Raw genomic sequence first — 20,835 nt, forward strand, 5'->3', positions numbered from 1 at the left:
GGCGGGCAAGAGGGCGAAAGCTCTGGCATGTGCCGCGACCGCTACCTATCTTGGGCGAAACGATAATTGCGGGGCGACGGCTTGGTCATCTCATCATTGGCAGACAGCTTGGTGCGCGGCGTCGAATCCGTGGGCGACCGCGTGTCTGAGACATTCTTCGAGCCGGTTATCCGGTTGGGCGTCACGGGATTGGCGCGGTCCGGCAAGACGGTGTTCATCACATCTCTGGTGGCCAACCTGCTGGATCGAGGCCGCATGACCAGCCTTGTTGCGCAGCAAGAGGGGCGGATCACCGCCAGCTATCTGCAACCGCAACCCGACGATACCGTGCCCCGGTTTGATTTCGAATCCCACTTGGCCGCTCTGACCGATCCCACTCCGCACTGGCCGGACAGCACCCGCGCCGTGTCCGAACTGCGCTTGTCGTTCAAAGTCCAGCCTGCGGGGTTGTTGTCAGGTCTGCAGGGGCCTCGCACGCTGCATCTGGACATCGTGGATTATCCCGGCGAATGGCTGCTGGATTTGGCCCTGCTGGACAAATCCTACGAGGCTTGGTCGCGGGATACGCTGGACCATATTTCGAACCGTCCACAGGCCGAGGCATTTCTGGCTAAGGCTCAGGCGGTCGACCCAATGGCCCCACATGATGAGCCGCAGGCCCAGGACCTTGCTCGCCGCTTCACAGCCTATCTGAACGCCGCGCGCGAGGCAGGGTTCTATGATTGCACTCCCGGTCGGTTCCTTCTGCCGGGGGACCTCGCTGGTTCCCCTGTGCTTACCTTCGCGCCTTTGTCGGTGTCGGAGGCGTCGCGCCGCCGGTCCCTGCATCGCGAGATGGAGCGGCGTTATGAGGCTTATAAATCGCAAGTGGTCAAACCGTTCTTCCGCGATCATTTTGCCCGGATCGACCGTCAGATCGTACTGGTCGATGCGTTGGGCGCGATCCACAAAGGCCCGCAGGCGGTCGAGGATATGCGCCGCGCAATGGCCGATATCCTGTCGGCCTTCCGCCCCGGTCGCAACGCATGGCTGAACAAGCTGCTGCTGGGCAAGCGGGTTGAGCGTATCCTGTTTGCCGCCACCAAAGCCGATCACCTGCACCACCTGCAGCACCCGCGCCTGACCTCAATCATCGAAGCCCTGACCCGTGAGGCGCGTGATCGCGCCAGTTTTGCCGGGGCTGAGACGGCGGCGCTGTCGCTGGCCTCGCTCCGGACCACCACGGAAGAGATGCGCAGCCATAACGGCGTCGAACTTCCTTGCGTGCGCGGCACCTTGCTGGACAGCGGCAAGCAGGCGGCTTTTTATCCCGGTGATCTGCCAGAAGACCCGGCCCATCTACTGGGCCCTGCGCGCAACGGGGCTGAGGGTTGGTTGGACGAGGATTATGGTTACATGGCCTTTGCGCCCGCCCATCTGACCCTGAACCCTGGCGACGGACCCCCGCATATCCGGCTAGACCGAGCCGCGCAGTTTCTGATCGGAGATCGGTTGTGAACGCGATCCTCCGCCCTGCGCGCAGCACTGATGCTGGAACCACAGGCGCGATTCTACATGGGTTCGCGCGCGAGAACGACTGGATGCCGGAATTGCATTCCGAGGCTGAAACCATCGCGTTTTGTGGCAAGATGATTGATCTCGGCTGGGTCACGGTGGCTGAAATGCGGGGGCAGGTGGTCGGATTTCTTGCGCTGAACGGCGACGAGGTGCAGTCACTCTATTTGGCAGCCCCTGCGCGCGGGCAGGGGATTGGGCAGAAATTGCTGGATCACGCGAAAGCACAACACATAGAGCTCAATCTCTATGCGTTTCAGGCTAATCACCCCGCCTGCCGCTTCTATGAACGCAATGGATTTGCCGAGGTTTCACGCGGCGATGGGGCCGAGAATGACGAAAACCTACCCGACATCAAATATATCTGGAAACGCAAGGAGGTGACCGATGGCTAAAGGTCCGGTCCTGATCGATCTGGAAGACGACCCGCAGGCAGCGGACGTTTCAACCGCACCTCCGGTACCCGATATCACGCCGCCGCAGGGGCAGGCGATGCAGGCAGCGGCACGGTTTGCGGCACGGAAACCTTCGGCCTTGGCACGCTGGTTCTGGGGTTTGGCTCTTGCGGTCGTGGGGGCGGTGGTTTCGGTCGCGGCTTGGGATTTCGCCATCTCGCTACTGGAGCGCGCACCAATTCTGGGTTGGATCGTTACCGGCCTGATCGCCGCTCTGCTGCTGGTTGTGCTGATCATTGCGTTGCGTGAATTGGCTGCAATCAGCCGCCTGTCTCGCGTAGATGGGCTGCGCCGCGCCGCTGATGCCGCATTGGCGGATGAAGACCTGTCGCAAGCTCGCGCCGTCACCAATCGCCTGATCACATTCTACAACGGACGCGACGAAACGCGCTGGGGTCGAGATCGCCTGAAGGAGCGGATGGGTGAACAATTCGATGCGGCAACCCTTCTGACGCTGGCCGAAGACGAGCTTCTGGCCCCGCTGGATGCTGCCGCCAGCCGCGAGGTCGAGGCCGCAGCCCGGCAGGTCGCGACCGTGACCGCTCTGGTTCCGCTTGCGCTGGCTGATGTCGCGACGGCGCTGGCAAGTTCATTGCGCATGATCCGGCGGATTGCGGAAATCTACGGCGGGCGCGCAGGTGCCTTGGGCAGTTGGCGCCTGACCCGCGCCGTATTCGTGCATCTGGTCGCAACCGGTGCAGTGGCGGTTGGGGATGATCTGCTGGAACCGATTTTGGGCGGTTCAGTCCTCAGCAAACTGTCCCGCCGGTTCGGCGAGGGGCTGGTCAATGGCGCGCTTACTGCCCGCGTGGGCGTTGCCGCGATGGAGGTCTGCCGTCCGCTGCCTTTCTCGACACGCCACAAACCCTCGACCCGCGGCATGATCAAACGCGCGCTCAGCGGGCTGTTTTCCAAGACTTGATCTGGCGCAAGGCCGTGTCTGGTGCCGTCCTGCATAAACAGGGCGGAGCCAGCCATGACCGACCACGGCCACAGTCAGCAAGAGATTTCCGAGCGGATCAACGCCCCTCCGGGGCGTGGGGTGCTGCGCGATGTGGTATATGGCGGCATCGATGGTTCGGTCACAACCTTCGCCATCGTTGCAGGTGTCGCAGGCGCGGGGTTATCGCCTTTTGTCATTGTTGCCCTCGGGCTGGCCAATGTGCTGGCGGATGGCTTTTCGATGGCGGCGGGGAATTATTCAGGAACCAAAGCCGAACTCGACAACATCTACCGGATCCGCGCGATTGAAGAACGGCATATCAAGCTTTATCCGGATGGAGAGCGCGACGAAGTAAGGGAAATCCTTGCACAAAAGGGCCTCTCGGGCAGCGTGCTGGACGAGGCGACGGATGAGATCACCTCCAACCATGACAACTGGATCAACCTGATGATTGAGGGCGAATATGGGTTGGGAAGCGTCGATCCACACCCTCTCAAAGCCGCGATGGCGACATTCTTTGCCTTTCTGGTCGCGGGGATGATCCCGCTGCTGCCGTTCCTTTTGTCGATCGCGAATGCATTCACCGTGTCGGCCTGGATGACGGCAGGTGTGTTCTTTGCCATCGGCGCGATGAAAAGCCGTTGGTCCCTTGCGCCGTGGTGGCGGTCAGGTGGTGAAACCCTGTTGATCGGAGGGGCTGCGGCGACCATCGCCTATTGGGTCGGATCACTGTTTCACCCGTGATGGGCAATGGTGTCGCAGATGTAAGACCAAAGCTGGTGCGGTCTGTATGACCCGCTAGGGTGTTTCAAACAGCTCCGATGAGACAGGCGTTTATCATGCGCGAGACAAAAACCGTATTGGTTCTGGGTGCTTATGGCTTCATCGGCGCATCTGTTGTGAGGCGATTGCGAGCCGAGGGTATTGCGGTCAGGGGTTTGGTGCGAAACCTCGGCATCGCTGCTCGGGTTTTGCCAGATGTTGAACTTATCCAAGGCGATCTTCGAACGCTCACGCAGGTCCGCAACTGGCAGGCCATCCTGCGCGAGATTGATGTCGTGGTGAATTGCGCCGGGGCATTGCAGGATGGCGGGCAGGACGATCTGCGTGCAGTGCATCAGCTGGCAATCGCGGCTCTGGGACAAGCCTGCGCGGAGAACGAGGTGTCGATCATTCAGGTCTCGGCCATCGGGGCCTCGCCTGACGCTACAACCAACTTCATGCGCAGTAAGGCCGAGGGCGATGCAGCCCTGCGCGCCAGTGGTGCCGTACTGTGGGTGCTCAGGCCAGGTCTGGTCATCGGGCAGAGTGACTATGGCGGCACCGCTCTGCTGCGCATGCTGGCGGCGGTGCCTATCGTGCAACCCATTGCCTATCCGCAGACGCCAGTTCAATGCGTCGGCATGGAGGACCTATGTACCGTGATCCTCTCATGCGTTCAGGGCGATCTGCCCGAAGGCGACTATGATCTGGTTGAAGACAGTCCACACACGCTGGCTGAGGTTCTGGCGGCCACCCGCCATTGGCTTGGGTTTCCTGTCGCACACCGTGTCATATCGGTGCCTTTCGTACTAACCAAAGCGGTTGCTGGGGCTGCCGACCAACTTACGCGGCTGGGATGGAGGTCACCCCTGCGCAGCACCGCGATGACTGTGATGGAACAGGGCGTCGTGGGTGACCCTGAACCTTTCCGCGCTGCGACTGGTCGGTCCCTGCGCGGACTTAGCGAGATTTACGATAACTTAACCTGCGCGCGTGAACACCGGTTGAGCGCTCGGATGACACTGCTGATGCCCGTAGTGATCGGCGCATTATGCCTGTTCTGGCTGCTGTCGGGGCTGTTTGGCCTGACAGGGCTGTCGCAGGCATCCGAAGTTCTCATCCGTTCCGGGTGGTCCGCCGGATGGACAGGTACAAGCGTCGTGCTGTGGTCGCTGGTTGATATCGCATTGGGGATGGCGTTGCTGTGGCGGCCCTGGGCGGCGCGAGTTTGTCTGGCTCAGGCCGCAGTCGCCGCTTTCTATTTGATTGCGGCGACACTGTTCGTGCCTGCGCTATGGCTCGATCCGCTGGGACCTCTGCTCAAGGTCATCCCGGCGCTTTTGCTGTCCGTGACCGCAATCCCTATGCTTGAGAGCCGCTGATGGATCCCGACCTTATCCTGCGTTGGTTACACGTGATCGGGGCTTGCGTATTGCTGGGAACCGGCGCTGGGATTGCGTTCTTCATGTTGATGGCACATCGCACAAAGGACGCACGCGTTATTGCCCACACTGCGGGTATTGTCGTGCTGACCGATCTGCTGTTCACGAGCTCGGCGGTTGTGCTGCAGCCTCTCACAGGCTTTCTGCTGGCGTGGCGGCTTGGATGGTCGCTTGGTGAAGGTTGGTTGCTGATGTCGATCATTCTTTATGTCGTGACCGGCTTGTTCTGGCTGCCGGTGGTCTGGATACAAATCCGCCTGCGCGCTTATGCGCAAGACGCTGCAAGCACCGGTAGCGAACTCCCGCTGGCCTATTTCCGTCTGTTTCGCATCTGGTTTGCCTGCGGCATACCAGCTTTTACCGCAGTATTGGCGATCCTGTGGCTGATGCTTGCGCGACCCGATTTTGCGTTGTTTTAACCTACCTGAGCAATTGGTCGTAGGTATCGGGATTTCCAGACTATTAACCTCAGCGCGCGAAGCGTAAATTCGAGACATCGCCGCGCGGAGGTCTCGATTGGAATCCTTGCTTGTCCTTGTTGGTCTGATCGTATTGGCCATTCCTGTTTCGATCATCGTTCTGTTGATCGGCCAGTCCCGGTTACGCAAGCGGGTTGAGCAGTTGGAGCGGCAACTAGCCGGGCAATTGCCCGAGCCCCCTGCTGAGACCGAGGCTCCGGTTGAACCGGTTGCAACGGAGACCAAGCCAGGACCATGGGCATCACGACCAAAAGAGGAAATCTTCACCGAAGAGCCCCATGAGCCCCCCGATGATGTGCCTTCTGCCGCGATCGTCTTGCGCGAGGACCGTTTTGCAGCGCTTGGCGCATGGCTGCGCGAGAATTGGTTTTACGCGGTCTCGGCGTTGTCATTGGCGCTGGCAGGGATATTTCTGGTTCAATACGGGGTCGAGAACGGATTGCTGCCTCCGACCGCGCGCGTTGCAGCCGCTTTGATCTTTGGCGCAGTGCTGATCACAGCTGGAGAAGTGGTGCGCCGTCGCTTTGGCGATGACGAAAGTGCTGCGACCGCGTATCTGCCTTCGGTTTTCTCGGGCGCCGGGCTGGTAACACTTTTCGGTGCCATTCTGGCCGCGCGTCAGCTGTATGACCTCATAAGTCCCGAAATTGCCCTGACGGGTATGATTGCCGTTGCCCTGATTGGCTTGGTGCTTGGCTGGTTCCACGGCCCGCTGCTGGCAGCGGTTGGCCTGATCGGAGCCTTCGCGGCCCCCTTTGTTGTTGGCGGATCATCAGATGACCCCACGTGGCTCTATGGTTATTTCTTCGTGATCGCCGTTCTCGGGCTGGGTATAGACACGGTCCGGCGCTGGGCCTGGATATCCGCTCTGACGCTTGTCGGAGCTTATGGCGCAGCGTTTCTTTTGGTGCTGTCCTCACCGCTCACCGAGCCCGGATATCTGACCTGCATCACAGCCTTCGCATTGATTGCTATCGCGATCCCGGTCCGGCGTTTCTGGCCAAGCCATTCCGGCCCAATGATCGCTGAGTTGGTTCGACGACGGAAAGGTGATCTCTGGCCCGAGTTTCCTACTCGATTAGCCTTTGGTGCGGTCGCGGCCAGTTCGGTGATCCTGTCGGTGCATTGGGCGGATTCGGCCAGCGAGTTCTGGCTGGGCGTGATGCTGCTAGTCGGACTGACGTTGGCGCTGATTCTATGGGCAAAAGATGCACGTGCGTTGCAGGATCTCACGGTGCTGCCTGCGTTGGGGTTGGTCTGGTTTGTATTGGTGCATGGTCTGGATTTTGGCGCAGCGGCGCGCACTTTTGCAGATACTTATGCGGAAACCGTTGAGGCCGATTTCCCGCGGATTGTCACTCTGCTGGTGGGATTGGGTGCCTTGATTTCGGTATTGGCGGCGTGGCGATCTTTCTCAGGCGGACGCGTGGCTGTGATCTGGGCTGGGGCTGCGGTTCTGTTCGCGCCGCTGATGGCGATTGCGCTTGAGGTTGGGTGGCATCCGGCTGAGGTGATCGGAGCTTACCCTTGGGCACTACACGCCATCGCACTGGGGGCGATGATGGTTGTTCTGGCCGAGCGGTTTGCGCGGGTGGACGGAGATAACTGCATGCGGGCTTCTCTGGCCACGCTTTCAGCGCTGTCCTGTCTGAGCTTTGCCTGCATCATCGTACTCAGTTCAGCCGCGCTGACAGTTGCATTAACCGTCATGATCGTTGTGGCCGCAGCATTGGACCGGCGATTTGCGCTGCCACCAATGAGCTGGTTCATCTGGGCCGGAGTGCTCACGGTGACGGTCCGGCTGGTGCTGGATCCGGGCCTGGATTGGGCCAACACCGCACCGCTGGCCGAAATGGTGCTGGTCTATGCCGCTGCCGTGGTCGGGTTTGTGGCGGGTTGGGCTTTGCTGAGGCCACTGAACCGACCCATCGCGTCCCTGCTGCTGGAAAGCGCGGCCTGGGCGACGGCGGGCATCCTACTGTCGCTGCTTGTGTTGCGCTGGCTTGAGGGGTTCGGCGAAGGTGGGGCGAAAGACAGTCACTGGGGGCTGGGCCTGCTGGCGGTGATCTGGTTGCTGCTGGCCTATGCGCAGGTTCAGCGCTTCTCACTCGGCGGCAAGCTGAACTACGCGCGCTATCTCCTGGCTGGTTTTTTTGCCGCGCACGGGATCGCGCGGCTGGCGCAGGCGCTGTCCGAGGCGAATCCGTTGCTGAATCCGCTGACAGACCCTGTGCTTGGCCCGCCAGTTCTGAATACTCTTGCGGTGGCTTATCTTGTTCCTGCGCTGGCTATCGGCTTTTCCGCTTGGCGTATTCCAACGATGCCGGTTTTGCTGAGGCAGGCCAGCTATGGGAGCGCCTGCGCTCTGGCCGCTGTCTGGCTGGGGCTGGCGATCCGGCATGTCTGGCAGGGCGCTGGTGGCATGTTCGAGGGCAATGGCGTCACGCAGCCCGAGCTTTACACCTATACCATCACCTTGCTGGTGGTTGGGGGCGCGCTGTTCTATCAGTCGCTGGCCCGCCGGTCCGATCTGATGCGCAAGGCAGGGCTGGCCGTGATTGGGCTGGCCGTGGCTAAGGTGTTTCTGATCGATATCGCGGGGCTGGGCGGGCTGATCCGGGTCTTCTCACTGCTCGCGTTGGGCCTCGCACTGGCGGGGTTGGCGTGGCTCAATCGCTGGGCCAAACTGCGCCATTCGCCGCAAGGCTCGGAACCTCTGGACCATTAGGCTGTGGCGTCCTATAAGCCCGCCATGCATGACCGTTTGGCCATCATTATTCGAATTATATCCCCGGCGCTCTGATATCGCGAGACGCCGGGCAAAGGTGCTTGAGATATCGCACTGACCGCTTCGATCCATACACGACCCGAACATCCTGAGGACGCCCCAAATGTGCGCCGACACGACCCAAGCACCTGATTACAAAGACACGCTGAACCTGCCCAAGACCGACTTCCCCATGCGCGCCGGATTGCCCAAGCGCGAACCCGCATGGCTGGAGCGTTGGGAAAAGATCGGCGTCTACGACCGCCTGCGCGAGAAAGAGGGCCGCAAACCCTTTACCCTGCATGACGGCCCTCCTTACGCGAACGGTCACCTGCATATCGGCCACGCGCTGAACAAGACCATCAAGGACATGATCGTGCGGTCGCATCAGATGATGGGCTTTGACTCACGTTACGTGCCCGGCTGGGACTGCCATGGTCTGCCCATCGAATGGAAGATCGAAGAGCAGTACCGCAAGAAGGGCAAGAACAAGGATGAGGTGAACGTTGTCGACTTCCGTCAGGAATGCCGCAAGTTTGCCGAAGGCTGGATCGACATCCAGCGCGAAGAGTTTAAGCGCCTTGGCATCACCGGAAACTGGCCCGATCCCTACATCACCATGGACTATCACGCCGAGGCCGTGATTGCGGATGAGTTCATGAAGTTCCTGATGAATGGGACGCTTTATCAAGGTTCGAAACCCGTGATGTGGTCGCCAATCGAGAAGACAGCTCTGGCCGAGGCCGAGGTCGAGTATCACGACAAAGAAAGCTTCACCATCTGGGTGAAGTTCAAGGTCGTGAACACGGGCGATGTAACGCTGGACAATGCCTATGTGGTGATCTGGACGACGACCCCATGGACCATGCCGTCGAACAAGGCCGTGGTGTACGGTGAGGACATCTCCTACGGTCTCTACGAGGTTACAGGTCGCCCCGAGGAATGCTGGGCGCGGATCGGTGAGCGTTATCTGCTGGCCGATGATCGCGCGGCGGACGTGTTTGCGCGCGCGCGTCTGGATGACTCGATGTATCGCCGTTTGTGCGATGTCACGCAGGAAGATCTGGCCAAGATCCAGCTAACCCACCCGTTGGCCGGGGCCGAGGGTGGCAATGGCGAATGGGACGACATCCGCGATTTCCGCGCTGCTGAGTTCGTGACCGATACTGAAGGGACCGGCTTCGTTCACTGTGCGCCGTCGCACGGGATGGAGGAATTCGAACTCTATCGCGACCTTGGTATGCTCGAGCAAGTCATCACCTATAACGTGATGGACGATGGCAGCTTTCGCGCCGATCTGCCGTTCTTTGGCGGCAAATACATCCTGTCCCGCAAGGGCGGCGAGGGTGACGCGAACAAAGCCGTCATCGACAAGCTGGTCGAGGTTGGCGGGTTGCTGGCGCGTGGCAAGATCAAGCACAGCTATCCGCATTCGTGGCGCTCGAAGGCGCCGATCATCTACCGCAACACGCCGCAGTGGTTTGCATCCGTTGACCGCAAGCTGGACGATGGCATGGGTGAGATGGGCGACACCATCCGCGAACGGGCGTTGCGGTCCATCGATGAGCTGGTGAAATGGACGCCGCAGACCGGGCGCAATCGCCTGTATTCGATGATCGAAGCGCGGCCCGATTGGGTTCTATCGCGCCAGCGCGCCTGGGGAGTGCCGCTGACCTGCTTCACCAAAAAGGGCGCTCTGCCGACCGATGCCGACTACCTGCTGCGCGACCCGGAAGTGAATGCCCGCGTCAAGGACGCGTTTGAACAGGACGGGGCGGATTGCTGGTATCTGGACGGCGCGAAAGAGCGGTTCCTGGGCAATGACTATAACCCGGATGACTGGGATCAGGTGTTCGACGTGCTGGACGTGTGGTTCGATTCCGGCTCGACCCATGCCTTTGTGCTGCGCGACCGCGAAGACGGCACCGAGGACGGCATCGCCGATGTCTATATGGAAGGCACCGACCAGCACCGCGGGTGGTTCCATTCGTCCATGCTGCAGGCCTGTGGCACCAAGGGCCGCGCGCCTTACCGAAACGTGGTGACCCACGGCTTCACGCTGGATGCCAAGGGCAACAAGATGTCCAAATCGCTGGGCAACACCATCGTGCCGGAAGAGGTCGTCAAGCAATACGGCGCCGATATCCTGCGGCTGTGGGTGGCTCAGACCGATTACACCGCTGACCAGCGGATCGGGCCTGAGATCCTGAAAGGCACCGCCGACAGTTATCGCCGCCTGCGCAACACCATGCGGTTCATGCTGGGCTCGCTGGCCGACTTCACCGAGGCTGACCGGGTGGAGCCGCAGGATATGCCGCGTCTGGAACGCTGGGTGCTGAGCCGTCTGGCCGAGCTGGATGAGCAAGTGCGCAAGGGCTATGCCGCGTTTGACTTCCAGGGCGTATTCAGTGCCGTGTTCACCTTTGCCACGGTTGACCTGTCATCCTTCTACTTCGACGTCCGTAAGGATGCGCTCTATTGCGATGGCGATACGTTGCGCCGCCGTGCTGCGCGAACTGTCCTCGATGTCCTGTTCCACCGCCTGACCACATGGCTGGCACCGGTATTGGTCTTTACCATGGAAGAGGTCTGGCTGGAGCGTTTCCCCGGCGATGACAGTTCTGTTCATCTGGTGGATTTCCCCGACACACCCGCCGACTGGCGCGATACAGAGCTTGAGGCCAACATGGCCAAGGTGCGCCGCGTGCGCCGCGCCGTAACCGCCGCCCTGGAAGTGCAGCGGCAAGAGAAGGTCATTGGATCAAGCCTTGAGGCCGCTCCGATCGTCTATGTCGCGGATGCGGAAACGCGTGATTTGCTGGCCACCTTTGATGTGGACGATCTGTGCATCACTTCGGGATTGACCGTCACGGGAGATCCAAAACCTGCCGAAGCATTCCGTGTGCCGGAAATCGAAGGTGTCGGAGTGGTGTTCGAGAAGGCCGAAGGGGCGAAATGCCAGCGCTGCTGGAAGATTCTGCCCGACGTCGGGCTTCACACGCATTCGGGTGTCTGCGGACGGTGTGACGAAGCCCTAAGCTAAATCAGTGGCGGAGCGCATTTGGTAGGGCCTACTGTAAGGCCCTACCGCGCTCCGACGCATTTTTTGAACGGAAGAGGCAGAGGTAGCGCATGATCTGGGTTGCGCTTTACCTGCAAACGCTGTCAGCATCTGGCCATGCCTATGATTGCAGTGGATACCCGGTTCGGACGCCTTGGGATTGAAGAAGAAGACGGGGCGGTAACGCGCCTTGTCTGGAACGGTCGTGATGAGGGTGCCAGGACGCCCTTGTTACTTGAGGTGGCGGCGCAACTGCGGGCCTATGATGAAGGGCGACTAACGCGGTTTGATCTGCCCTATCGCGTGGATGGGTCCAGGTTTCAACAGCAGGTTTGCGACATCATGTATGCCATCCCGTTTGGTGAGACGCTGACCTATGGTGATATTGCCAAGCAACTGGGACAGCCGGCGCAGCCCGTGGGTCAGGCTTGCGGTGCAAATCCTATTCCCGTGATCATTCCGTGTCACAGGGTTTTGTCCGCAACAGGGTTGGGAGGGTTCTCCGGAGCCGGAGGGGTTGAAACCAAAGTGGCTTTGCTGCGCCATGAGGGCGCCGCGAGCCTATTGATCTGAGACCGCAAATAGCTGTTGCAATCAGAGAGGCTCGGTTCCAACTTATACCAAATACCGAATTTGAAGGACCTGATCATATGACCGGCCAGACAGACCCTGCAGCACGTAAGAAAGCCATTATCGATCACCTGATGTCGCTTGAGGCGGAAGAGCTTGCGACGGCGCAGGCCCATTACGATGCGTTCCTGAAGGATTCCCAGCTGGATGACCGGGAAGGACACGATAAAGACGATATTGCCGCGTCGCGCGAAAATGCAGACTTGGCGGCGGCTTTCGACGCGCCGGTGCATGCGCATCATGCCAAGATCGACGTAATCGAAAACACTGATTTCAGTTTGACCGACAGGGTGCAGCCTGGTGCTGTGGTTAAGTTCAACAACCGATGTTTCGTGGTTTGCGTGTCGACCACACGGTTCGAAGTGGACGGGAAGACCTATATGGGCATTTCAACCCAAAGTCCGATCTATCTGGCCATGACTGGCCTGCAGGAGGGGGATGTGTTCACCCACAACGGGACCGAATTTGAAGTGCAGGAGGTTCTGTAACCTCAGGCCTTGCGCGGTGGGATGATCTGCTGCGCAATACCCGCGAAGACCAGATAGAGGCTGGTGATCACCAGACCCCAATGGGCCCAGCTTTCGGGGTGGAAATCAACCCATGCAGCCCAGCCGGCAAAGAAGGTCCAGCCGAAGGCCATGGGTAGTGTCAGGGACCGCCAACGCTCGGTTCTGACCGGATGGACGAACTTCAGCGGGACGAACATCGCGATCGACAGTAGTGTCACCAGCATCAGGATTACCCAGAAATTCGGCTCAAGCGCGAAGATCACGATGACGAACATGTTCCAACAGCCCGGAAAGCCAGAGAAAGAATTGTCTTTGGTTTTCATGCGCGTATCAGCGAAATACATTGCGCTGGCGAAGGTGATGACAATGATGGCAAACCAGCCTGTCCACCCGTCCATCAGGCCCGATTTGAACAGCGCAAAAGCTGGGATGAAGACGTAAGTCAGGTAGTCGATGATCAGGTCCAGAAGCACTCCGTCAAACTCGGGGGCGTTCTTCTTGACGTGGTAGTGACGCGCCAGCGGCCCGTCGATCCCGTCGACGATGAACGAGACCACCAGCCAGAGATACATCAGGCTCCATTTCTCCTCGACAGCGGCCAGCATGGCCAGCATCGCGAAAACGGCTCCGGTAGCAGTAAATAGATGAACGGAAAGAGCTTTGAATCTGAGTGTCATGGGCGTGTCATGTACGATGCGTGCGGCAGATGCAAAGCAAAAAGACGTACGGTGAAGGGATTTACGTCAGGCTTTGGGATGGGCGCGATTGTAGACTTCCATCAGGCGGGCGGTGTCCACGGCGGTATAAGTCTGAGTGGTTGAGAGAGAGGCGTGGCCCAATAACTCCTGAATCGCCCGCAGATCACCTCCGGCGGATAGAAGATGGGTGGCAAAGCTATGGCGCATGGCATGGGGGGTGGCGGTTGCAGGCAGGCCGAGTTGCATGCGTGCCTTGGCCATCACACCCTGGATTGCGCTCGGGTTCAGCGCGCCACCGCGGACGCCTCGGAACAAAGGGGCCTCGGGCGAATGGGGGTGAGGACAGAGCCGCTGATAGCGGTCGACAGCTGCGCGGGCAGCAGGGATGACCGGGACGATCCGCTCTTTGTCACCTTTGCCGAGGATGCGGAGTGTTTCTGGTAGCGGTGCGTCCTGTCCCGTCAGCGACAGGGCCTCGGAGATGCGCAAGCCGCAACCGTAAAGCAAGGTCACGACCGCGACATCGCGCGCTGCGACCCAATCCGAGGTCGACTGCATCTCGACCGTTTCGATCATGGCGCGGGCAGCGTCCTCGGCCAGAGGGCGGGGGAGCTTCTTGGTGAACTTGGGCGCGCGCGTGGATAGGACGGCGGTGGGCTCGAACCCTTCCCGTTCGGCGAGCCAGCGGTAGAAGCTTTTGACAGCTGAAAGCTTGCGGGCAAGCGATCGTGCGCCGACGCCCGAACCGCGCTGATCTGCCATCCACGCCCGCATATCCGAGACGGTGATGCGTTCGAGCGCGGCCAGCCCCTGTCGTTCGCTATGGTGCAGGGTCATGAACGAGAGGAACTCGGTCACGTCCCCACGATAGGCGTTCTGGGTATTCTCGGACCGGCCTTCTAGCGCCCGCAGGCTGTCCAGCCAGTGCTGTAATGCATCGCGACAGGCTGGTGAAATCAGGCTCACGACAGCCAGTGGCGCATGGAGCGTTCGAATACGCCTGCGAAGAATGACAGAAGATCGGTACCCAATTGCGGCGTGAAATGCCGTGGATCGCGGGCGCCCATGACGATCATGCCGGGCAGCCGACCGGTGCCGAGGTCCAGCTTGAGGCAGGCCTCGGACCGCAAATCCTCGGCTTGTGTGCCATAGACCTGAGGGTTGGGGCGGCTGATCTCGCGCAGAGTGACATCTCGCGTGGCGCCGCTACGGTCGGTGCTGAGATAGCCGTCGATAAAGTCAGGCTCAACGATGGTCAAAACACCGCCCAGCTGAGCCACGGCGGGATCGTCCTGAACGACGGTGGTTTCCAGCACCAAAGTAATGTGATCGACGCGCAGGATTTCGGCGACGTCATTGCCCAGAGCGCGCAGGAAGTCCTCGAACACCGTGGGCTCCAGCAAGCGCAGAATGGCGCGGTGGACCTGATTGGTGCCCGCCAAGTTCTCATAGGCTGCTGCGATGACCGAGCGGTGGGTGTCTTCCAACCGGTCCAGACGTTCCTCGAGCCGCTGCATCGCGATTCCGCGCAGATCGATAACGTTATCGCCGCGCGCCTGTTCGTTGGCGGCAACAAGGGCCTGCATCAGATCTTTGTCGTCCAGAACGGCGTCAGGCTCGGCCAGAATCGCCGCGCGGAGGTTGTCTTTCAATTTGGGGTCGCTGCTCATGTCCCGTCCGGTCGTTTTTTTGTTTTGCGGGCTTATACCATGAGTTGCCGGATTTGCCTTGGGAAAAATGCACGCAAAGGGCGAAATTCGTTTGCGCTGTGGCGGGGCTCCCGCCCGCCATGTGCTGATCAGAGATCAGCTTTGGCCGTTGGGCCGGGCGCGATGCCTGACGGCATCGCGCGGCAGCACCAGTGATCAGAGGATTTTCTGACCGGTTTTGGCCCAATCGGCTAGGAAGGTTTCCAGACCTTTGTCGGTCAGCGGATGGTCGGCCAGTTTTTTGATCACGGCGGGCGGCGCAGTGATCACGTCAGCCCCGATGCGGGCACTGTCAGTCACATGGTTCACAGTGCGGATCGACGCGGCGAGGATTTCGGTTTCGAACCCGTAATTGTCATAAACCTGACGGATGTCTGCGATCAGATCCATGCCGTCGAGGTTGATGTCGTCAAGGCGTCCGATGAAGGGCGAGATGAAGGTCGCGCCCGCCTTGGCGGCCAGAATCGCCTGATTGGTCGAGAAGCACAAGGTCACGTTGACCATCTGACCTTCATCGGTCAGCGTCTTGCAGGTCTTCAGGCCAGCCCATGTCAGTGGCACTTTGACGGCGATGTTCGGGGCGATCTTAGCCAGCTTGCGGCCTTCGGCGATCATGTCTTCGGCTTCGGTGGCGACAACTTCGGCCGAGACTGGACCGTCGACCAGATCGCAGATCTCTTTGGTCACTTCCAGAATGTCGCGGCCCGATTTCAGGATCAGCGAGGGGTTGGTGGTCACGCCGTCCACCATGCCCAGATCGTTCAGTTCGGCGATGGCGTCGATCTCGGCTGTGTCTACGAAGAATTTCATGCGGGCAGTCCTTTGATGGGTTGGCCTTGGTCGCGGATGGCTTTACCCCAAAGAGAGACATGCTGAAACCCCCCGGCCAAGGATATGCGGTGAGCGTTCAGGAGTATTTCGACCAAGGTGAGCTGGTGGCGGTGCTGACCACGCAGCCGCTGGACCGGACGCTGGATTATAAAGCGCCTGAGGGTGGGTGCTTTCTGGGCGCGTTTGTCGAGGTTCCGCTGGGGCCGCGCAAGGTGCTGGGTGTGGTCTGGGGGCCGGGGCGGGGCGGTTTTGATCTGGCCAAGGCGCGGTCGGTGATCCGGGTGCTTGAAGTTGCACCGATGCGCGAAGAGATGCGGGTATTTCTGGGCAAGGTGGCCGACTATACCCTGACACCGATGCCTGCGATGCTGCGACTGGCAACCCGCGCGCCGGGGTTGGGTGATCCTCCATCGATGCGCAAGATCTACCGGTTGGGGGACGCGGAACCGGATCGGATGACCGATGCGCGAACCCGTGTGCTGGAAGTGTTGCGCGAGTATGGCGGGTTGGCCTTCACCTTGAAAGAACTGGCCGAGCAGGCGGGGGTGACTTCGTCCGTGGTCAAGGGGCTGGTGAAACAGGGCGCTGTAAGGGAAGAGGACAGCCCGCGCGATCTGCCCTATCCGCATCTTGATCCCGATCTGCCGGGAAAAGATCTGACCGAAGATCAGGCAGCTGCAGTTGCGCGGCTTCAAGCCGGGCAGCGGACCGGAGATTACGGCACCACGTTGCTCAAAGGTGTGACCGGATCGGGCAAAACCGAGGTGTATCTGGAGGCCGTGGCCGAAGCGCTGCGCATGGGGCGGCAGGCGTTGGTTCTGCTGCCTGAGATCGCTTTGACCGCCGAATTCTTGACCCGCGTTGAGGCGAGGTTCGGCGCGCGTCCAGCCGAGTGGCACTCCGGCGCCACCATGACCGAGCGCCGCCGGGTTTGGCGCATGGTCGGGCAGGGGGAGGCGCAGTTGGTCGTGGGCGCGCGGTCGGCATTGTTTCTGCCATTCCGCGATCTGGGGCTGGTCGTCGTCGATGAGGAACACGACACCTCGTACAAGCAGGAAGACGGGGTGCATTACAGCGCACGGGACATGGCTGTTCTGCGGTCCTCAATCTGCAGCGCACGTGTGATACTCGCCAGTGCGACGCCTTCGCTGGAGAGCTGGGCCAACGCCGAGGCCGGGAAGTATGAGCGGCTTGACCTGACCTCGCGCTTTGGGGCGGCGGTACTGCCTGAGATGAAGCCCATCGACATGCGGGCCGAGCAGATGCAGCCAGGGACGTGGATTTCTCCATCTCTGCGACAGGCGGTGCGGCAACGGATCGAAAAGGGCGAACAATCGCTGCTGTTCATCAACCGCCGAGGCTATGCGCCGGTTACGCTGTGCCGGGCCTGCGGGGAGCAGATCGCCTGTGATCATTGCGATGCGCGGATGGTGGAACATCGGTTCCTCAAACGTCTGATGTGCCACCAATGTGGTGAGACCAAACCGATGCCCGAGGCCTGCCCGTCTTGTGGGGTCGAAGGCAAGCTGGCTCCGGTCGGGCCGGGGATCGAACGGCTGGCGGAAGAGGCCGAGGTGACTTTCCCCGAGGCCAAAATTGCGATGCTCAGCTCTGACCTGTTTGGCTCGGCGCGGGCGCTGAAGGCCAAGATCGAAGAGATTGCCGAGGGGGACGCAGATATTGTCATTGGCACGCAGCTGGTGGCCAAGGGGCATAACTTTCCCAAGTTAACCCTGGTGGGGGTGATTGACGCAGATCTCAGCCTGCACGGCGCTGATTTGCGCGCGGCAGAACGGACATTTCAACTCATGCGGCAGGTTGCTGGACGGGCAGGCCGGGCGGATAAGCCGGGTCAGGCGTTGTTGCAGACCTTTCAACCGGAACATCCGGTGATCCGCGCCATTCTGTCAGGCGATGAAGAGGGGTTCTGGAAAGCCGAAGCCGCCGGTCGACAAGCCGCCGGAGTGCCGCCCTATGGGCGCATGGCGGGCATCGTCTTGTCCGGGCCTGAGGTCGGGCCGGTGTTTGACATCGGCAACGCGATGGCGCGAAACGATGCGCCTCTGCGAGAAATCGGAGCGCAGGTATTTGGTCCGGCACCAGCGCCGATTGCGCGCATCCGAGGCAGACACCGCGTGCGCCTGCTGGTCAAAGCCCCCAAAGGTGCGCCCATTCAGGACGCCATCGCACGTTGGATCGCGCCCCTGCGTCTAAAAGGCGACATTCGCCTTGCCGTCGATATCGACCCGCAAAGCTTCTACTGACCCTGCGCCAGTGCAGAGCCAATGTGCGCCGCATCCTTGGCCCTCGCCAAAGCGCAAAAATGGGCGTAGAGGGAGTCCCATGTTGAAACCCATGCCGCTTTCCGAGGCGAAGAGCCTGCCATTCTGGCGCCGTCCCATGACGCTTCTGTTCATGATGGCGTTGATGATGCCGATCGCGTTCAACGCGTGGAGTGCGCTGCTCAATAACTTCGTCATCGAAGTGGCGAATTTCGACGGGGCCGACATAGGTCTGCTGCACACGGTGCGCGAAATTCCCGGATTTCTGGCCGTTGGTGTGATCGCAGTGATCATCTTTATCCGCGAACAGGTTCTGGCCATGATCTCGCTGATGATGCTGGGGGTTGCGACGGCGGTCACGGCCTGGTTCCCCAGCCTGGGCGGGTTGTTGTTCGTGACGTTGTTCAGTTCGATCGGCTTTCACTATTACGAGACCGTAAATCAGTCACTGCAACTGCAATGGCTGCCCAAGGATCGCGCTCCGCAGATGCTGGGATGGTTGGTGGCGATGGGTTCGGCCGCGACGGCGGTGGTCTATGGGCTGATCGTGCTGACATGGGATCGTTTCGATCTGTCTTATAACTTTGTCTTCATGGCGGCGGGTGGTGTGACTGCCCTGCTGGCGCTGTTCTGCTTGATCGCCTACCCGCAGTTCGAGGCCCCCACACCGCAGACCAAGAAGCTGATCCTGCGCAAACGGTATTGGCTGTATTATGCGTTGCAGTTCATGGCAGGTGCCCGACGGCAGATATTTGTCGTTTTCGCTGGTTTCATGATGGTCGAGAAGTTCGGCTTCAAAGTGCATGAACTGACAAGCCTCTATCTGATCAATCTGATGATCAACATGATGGCGGCGCCTCTTCTGGGCAAAGCAGTGGCCAAGTTCGGTGAGCGCCGCACGCTGATCTTTGAATACACCGGTCTGGCGATCGTCTTCGCAGCCTATGGCGGGATTTATTGGTTCAGCTGGGGCGTATTGCTGGCCGCAATTCTCTATGTGATCGACCACGTGCTGTTCGCACTGGCGCTGGCGTTGAAGACCTATTTCCAGAAAATCGCCGATCCGGCGGATATCGCACCCACCGCCGCCGTGGCCTTTACCATTAACCACATCGCTGCTGTGTTCCTGCCAGCGCTGTTGGGGTTGCTGTGGGTGGTGTCTCCGGGTGCGGTCTTTGGGTTGGCGGCGGCGATGGCGTTGGTCTCTCTGGCCTTGTCCCTGCTGATCCCGCGCCATCCGGAACCGGGCAACGAAACCATTCTGTCGAAATATGCCCCTGCACCCGCCGAGTGAGCACCGCGCTTGACCTTGGCGGCCTCTGGGCCTAGGCGCTGTTTCAAATGAAACAGGAGGCCTCCATGCCCACATTCACCGCGCTGACCACTCTGACCGGCAAGAAAGCGGCCGAAAGCCTGGGCGAAGCCATGGAACGTCTGGAACCCGAACCCACCGGCGTAGGTGTGTTCGAGGTTGAGGATGGTTCGGGTCTGTGGGAAGTGGGCGGCTATTTCACCGAAACCCCGGACGAGGCAGCGCTGGCCCTTCTGGCCACCGCGTTTGAGGCCAAGCCTTTCGTAGTCTCGGAACTACCCGAAACCGATTGGGTTGCCCATGTCCGTCGTGAGCTGGCCCCGGTCGAGGCCGGACGCTTCTTTGTCTATGGCAGTCATGATGCAGATAAGCTGCCCGAAGGCAGCATTCCGTTGCTGATCGAGGCCGCGATGGCCTTTGGCACCGGTCATCACGGAACGACTCTGGGCTGTTTGAAAGCTCTGGATTTTCTTCTGGACCAGGGTTTTTCGGCCTCCAGGGTCGCCGATATCGGGTGTGGTACTGCCGTGTTGGCGATGGCGGCAGCTCGGGTCTGGGATGGCGATATCATCGCCAGTGATATCGACGAGGTTGCGGTCGATGTGGCCGAGGCCAACCTGAGGGCAAATGGTATGGCCGGTCAGGTCCACTGCGTCGAAGCCGCCGGTTTCGATCACCCGGAACTTAAGGCCCACGCGCCTTATGATCTGATCTTTGCCAACATTCTCAAAGGCCCGCTTGTGGCACTGGCCCCCGAAATCGGGGCGAATCTGCGCGCAGACGGTAAGGCGATCCTGTCGGGAATCCTCAATGAACAGGCCGATGACGTGATCTCGGTTTATCTGCAAAACGCGTTCAATCTGGTCCGCAGGGATGAGATTGGTGAATGGACGACGCTAATCTTAAGCAAACAGGGCTAAATCTGGGCCATTTGCAGGAGTTTTGTGGTTTTTTGCCACGTTTTCGTCGCATTCTCTAATTACCGTCTTTGGATGCAATCGGGGGGCGGTTTTCGGAGGCTGCCATGACAGGAAAACAACTCGAATTCGATCAGCGCATCACGCGTCTGAACAAGAAACACCAGAAACTCAGCCGGGGCTATCGGGCCACGATGCGCTCGGATGGACTGGTTGTTATGAAACCTCAGCGGATGAGATCGGCCATCCCGGCGAAGGTTCTGGTTCTTTGTTTGCTGGGTTTCTTCGGTTTCAAAGCATTCTTATTGTCGAATATCGGCGCATCTGCGTATGACACACGCGTTGCAAGCCTGGATCAGGGTACACCCGTTGAAAAGGCCGGAGCCTGGATCATGCAGGCGGATCCGGTTACTCAACTCCTCGCAGCCCAGCTGACCAAGGTTCTTTACTAAGGATAAGATGTCCTTCCTAACGAAAACACCGC

Annotated in this window: 18 protein-coding genes; 14 read left to right on the forward strand and 4 right to left on the reverse strand. The window is 60.1% G+C overall.

Translation table 11 applies throughout. From position 1 onward, the window contains the following. Nucleotides 1-81: 81 nt before the first annotated feature. The 10 genes from ACR3EM_RS01795 to ACR3EM_RS01840 all read left to right on the forward strand — a co-directional run bounded on the left by ACR3EM_RS01795 (nucleotide 82) and on the right by ACR3EM_RS01840 (nucleotide 12,581). The gene (locus ACR3EM_RS01795) at nucleotides 82-1,497 is read left to right on the forward strand and encodes a YcjX family GTP-binding protein (RefSeq protein WP_480469108.1); all 1,416 of its coding nucleotides are present in this window, start codon (nucleotides 82-84) and stop codon (nucleotides 1,495-1,497) included. Further along, on the forward strand, nucleotides 1,494-1,949 hold the full coding sequence (locus ACR3EM_RS01800) for an N-acetyltransferase family protein (protein WP_480469109.1): 456 nt from the start codon (nucleotides 1,494-1,496) through the stop codon (nucleotides 1,947-1,949). The genes ACR3EM_RS01795 and ACR3EM_RS01800 overlap by 4 nt, the downstream gene beginning before the upstream one ends. Next, nucleotides 1,942-2,931: a YcjF family protein gene (locus ACR3EM_RS01805; protein WP_480469110.1), complete on the forward strand. Its 990-nt coding sequence runs from the start codon at nucleotides 1,942-1,944 to the stop codon at nucleotides 2,929-2,931. Before ACR3EM_RS01800 ends, ACR3EM_RS01805 begins: the two co-directional genes overlap by 8 nt. 54 nt (nucleotides 2,932-2,985) lie before the next feature. Beyond that, nucleotides 2,986-3,696 carry a VIT1/CCC1 transporter family protein gene (locus ACR3EM_RS01810; RefSeq protein WP_480469111.1) on the forward strand — a complete coding sequence of 237 codons (711 nt, stop codon included), beginning with the start codon at nucleotides 2,986-2,988 and terminating at the stop codon, nucleotides 3,694-3,696. A gap of 95 nt (nucleotides 3,697-3,791) precedes the next feature. Beyond that, the gene (locus tag ACR3EM_RS01815) at nucleotides 3,792-5,096 is read left to right on the forward strand and encodes an SDR family oxidoreductase (protein WP_480469112.1); all 1,305 of its coding nucleotides are present in this window, start codon (nucleotides 3,792-3,794) and stop codon (nucleotides 5,094-5,096) included. Next, the gene (locus ACR3EM_RS01820; RefSeq protein WP_480469113.1) at nucleotides 5,096-5,575 is read left to right on the forward strand and encodes a DUF2269 family protein; all 480 of its coding nucleotides are present in this window, start codon (nucleotides 5,096-5,098) and stop codon (nucleotides 5,573-5,575) included. Before ACR3EM_RS01815 ends, ACR3EM_RS01820 begins: the two co-directional genes overlap by 1 nt. Before the next feature lie 97 nt (nucleotides 5,576-5,672). After that, complete coding sequence (locus tag ACR3EM_RS01825) at nucleotides 5,673-8,363, forward strand: DUF2339 domain-containing protein (protein WP_480469114.1); 2,691 nt, start codon at nucleotides 5,673-5,675, stop codon at nucleotides 8,361-8,363. Between the two features lie 163 nt (nucleotides 8,364-8,526). Beyond that, nucleotides 8,527-11,445 (forward strand): isoleucine--tRNA ligase, encoded by a 2,919-nt coding sequence (ileS, locus tag ACR3EM_RS01830; protein ID WP_480469115.1) that lies wholly within the window; start codon nucleotides 8,527-8,529, stop codon nucleotides 11,443-11,445. A 135-nt stretch (nucleotides 11,446-11,580) separates the two neighbouring features. After that, nucleotides 11,581-12,036, forward strand: coding sequence for a methylated-DNA--[protein]-cysteine S-methyltransferase (locus ACR3EM_RS01835; RefSeq protein WP_480469116.1), 456 nt, complete (start codon nucleotides 11,581-11,583; stop codon nucleotides 12,034-12,036). Nucleotides 12,037-12,113: 77 nt separating this feature from the next. Further along, nucleotides 12,114-12,581: a hypothetical protein gene (locus tag ACR3EM_RS01840; RefSeq protein WP_480469117.1), complete on the forward strand. Its 468-nt coding sequence runs from the start codon at nucleotides 12,114-12,116 to the stop codon at nucleotides 12,579-12,581. Nucleotides 12,582-12,583: 2 nt separating this feature from the next. Here ACR3EM_RS01840 and ACR3EM_RS01845 read toward each other — a convergent pair whose 3' ends face one another. The 4 genes from ACR3EM_RS01845 to fsa all read right to left on the reverse strand — a co-directional run bounded on the left by ACR3EM_RS01845 (nucleotide 12,584) and on the right by fsa (nucleotide 15,819). Beyond that, nucleotides 12,584-13,279, reverse strand: a complete 696-nt coding sequence (locus ACR3EM_RS01845) for a CDP-alcohol phosphatidyltransferase family protein (RefSeq protein WP_480469118.1) — start codon at nucleotides 13,277-13,279, stop codon at nucleotides 12,584-12,586. A gap of 66 nt (nucleotides 13,280-13,345) precedes the next feature. Beyond that, nucleotides 13,346-14,266, reverse strand: a complete 921-nt coding sequence (locus tag ACR3EM_RS01850; protein ID WP_480469119.1) for a tyrosine recombinase XerC — start codon at nucleotides 14,264-14,266, stop codon at nucleotides 13,346-13,348. Beyond that, complete coding sequence (locus ACR3EM_RS01855) at nucleotides 14,263-14,970, reverse strand: DUF484 family protein (protein WP_480469120.1); 708 nt, start codon at nucleotides 14,968-14,970, stop codon at nucleotides 14,263-14,265. The genes ACR3EM_RS01850 and ACR3EM_RS01855 overlap by 4 nt, the downstream gene beginning before the upstream one ends. A gap of 195 nt (nucleotides 14,971-15,165) precedes the next feature. Then, nucleotides 15,166-15,819 carry a fructose-6-phosphate aldolase gene (gene fsa / locus ACR3EM_RS01860; protein WP_480469121.1) on the reverse strand — a complete coding sequence of 218 codons (654 nt, stop codon included), beginning with the start codon at nucleotides 15,817-15,819 and terminating at the stop codon, nucleotides 15,166-15,168. Nucleotides 15,820-15,878: 59 nt separating this feature from the next. Here fsa and ACR3EM_RS01865 point away from each other — a divergent pair, with 59 nt between their 5' ends. The 4 genes from ACR3EM_RS01865 to ACR3EM_RS01880 all read left to right on the forward strand — a co-directional run bounded on the left by ACR3EM_RS01865 (nucleotide 15,879) and on the right by ACR3EM_RS01880 (nucleotide 20,803). Then, nucleotides 15,879-18,104 carry a primosomal protein N' gene (locus ACR3EM_RS01865; RefSeq protein WP_480469122.1) on the forward strand — a complete coding sequence of 742 codons (2,226 nt, stop codon included), beginning with the start codon at nucleotides 15,879-15,881 and terminating at the stop codon, nucleotides 18,102-18,104. 79 nt (nucleotides 18,105-18,183) lie between these two features. Continuing rightward, on the forward strand, nucleotides 18,184-19,416 hold the full coding sequence (locus ACR3EM_RS01870; RefSeq protein WP_480469123.1) for an MFS transporter: 1,233 nt from the start codon (nucleotides 18,184-18,186) through the stop codon (nucleotides 19,414-19,416). Between the two features lie 65 nt (nucleotides 19,417-19,481). Then, nucleotides 19,482-20,354, forward strand: a complete 873-nt coding sequence (locus ACR3EM_RS01875) for a 50S ribosomal protein L11 methyltransferase (protein WP_480469124.1) — start codon at nucleotides 19,482-19,484, stop codon at nucleotides 20,352-20,354. A gap of 104 nt (nucleotides 20,355-20,458) precedes the next feature. Further along, nucleotides 20,459-20,803: a hypothetical protein gene (locus ACR3EM_RS01880; RefSeq protein WP_480469125.1), complete on the forward strand. Its 345-nt coding sequence runs from the start codon at nucleotides 20,459-20,461 to the stop codon at nucleotides 20,801-20,803. The last annotated feature ends 32 nt before the right edge of the window (nucleotides 20,804-20,835 follow it).

The sequence above is a fragment of the Ruegeria sp. AH3 genome, from assembly GCF_056536265.1.

What these genes read in the sequence shown, in the direction of transcription:
- ACR3EM_RS01805 (WP_480469110.1), top strand. Translation starts at nt 1,942, where the DNA reads ATGGCTAAAGGTCCGGTCCTGATCGATCTGGAAGACGACCCGCAGGCA.
- ACR3EM_RS01810 (WP_480469111.1), top strand. Translation starts at nt 2,986, where the DNA reads ATGACCGACCACGGCCACAGTCAGCAAGAGATTTCCGAGCGGATCAAC.
- ACR3EM_RS01815 (WP_480469112.1), top strand. Translation starts at nt 3,792, where the DNA reads ATGCGCGAGACAAAAACCGTATTGGTTCTGGGTGCTTATGGCTTCATC.
- ACR3EM_RS01820 (WP_480469113.1), top strand. Translation starts at nt 5,096, where the DNA reads ATGGATCCCGACCTTATCCTGCGTTGGTTACACGTGATCGGGGCTTGC.
- ileS (WP_480469115.1), top strand. Translation starts at nt 8,527, where the DNA reads ATGTGCGCCGACACGACCCAAGCACCTGATTACAAAGACACGCTGAAC.
- ACR3EM_RS01835 (WP_480469116.1), top strand. Translation starts at nt 11,581, where the DNA reads ATGCCTATGATTGCAGTGGATACCCGGTTCGGACGCCTTGGGATTGAA.
- ACR3EM_RS01840 (WP_480469117.1), top strand. Translation starts at nt 12,114, where the DNA reads ATGACCGGCCAGACAGACCCTGCAGCACGTAAGAAAGCCATTATCGAT.
- ACR3EM_RS01845 (WP_480469118.1), bottom strand. Translation starts at nt 13,279, where the DNA reads ATGACACTCAGATTCAAAGCTCTTTCCGTTCATCTATTTACTGCTACC.
- ACR3EM_RS01855 (WP_480469120.1), bottom strand. Translation starts at nt 14,970, where the DNA reads ATGAGCAGCGACCCCAAATTGAAAGACAACCTCCGCGCGGCGATTCTG.
- fsa (WP_480469121.1), bottom strand. Translation starts at nt 15,819, where the DNA reads ATGAAATTCTTCGTAGACACAGCCGAGATCGACGCCATCGCCGAACTG.
- ACR3EM_RS01865 (WP_480469122.1), top strand. Translation starts at nt 15,879, where the DNA reads ATGCTGAAACCCCCCGGCCAAGGATATGCGGTGAGCGTTCAGGAGTAT.
- ACR3EM_RS01870 (WP_480469123.1), top strand. Translation starts at nt 18,184, where the DNA reads ATGTTGAAACCCATGCCGCTTTCCGAGGCGAAGAGCCTGCCATTCTGG.
- ACR3EM_RS01875 (WP_480469124.1), top strand. Translation starts at nt 19,482, where the DNA reads ATGCCCACATTCACCGCGCTGACCACTCTGACCGGCAAGAAAGCGGCC.
- ACR3EM_RS01880 (WP_480469125.1), top strand. Translation starts at nt 20,459, where the DNA reads ATGACAGGAAAACAACTCGAATTCGATCAGCGCATCACGCGTCTGAAC.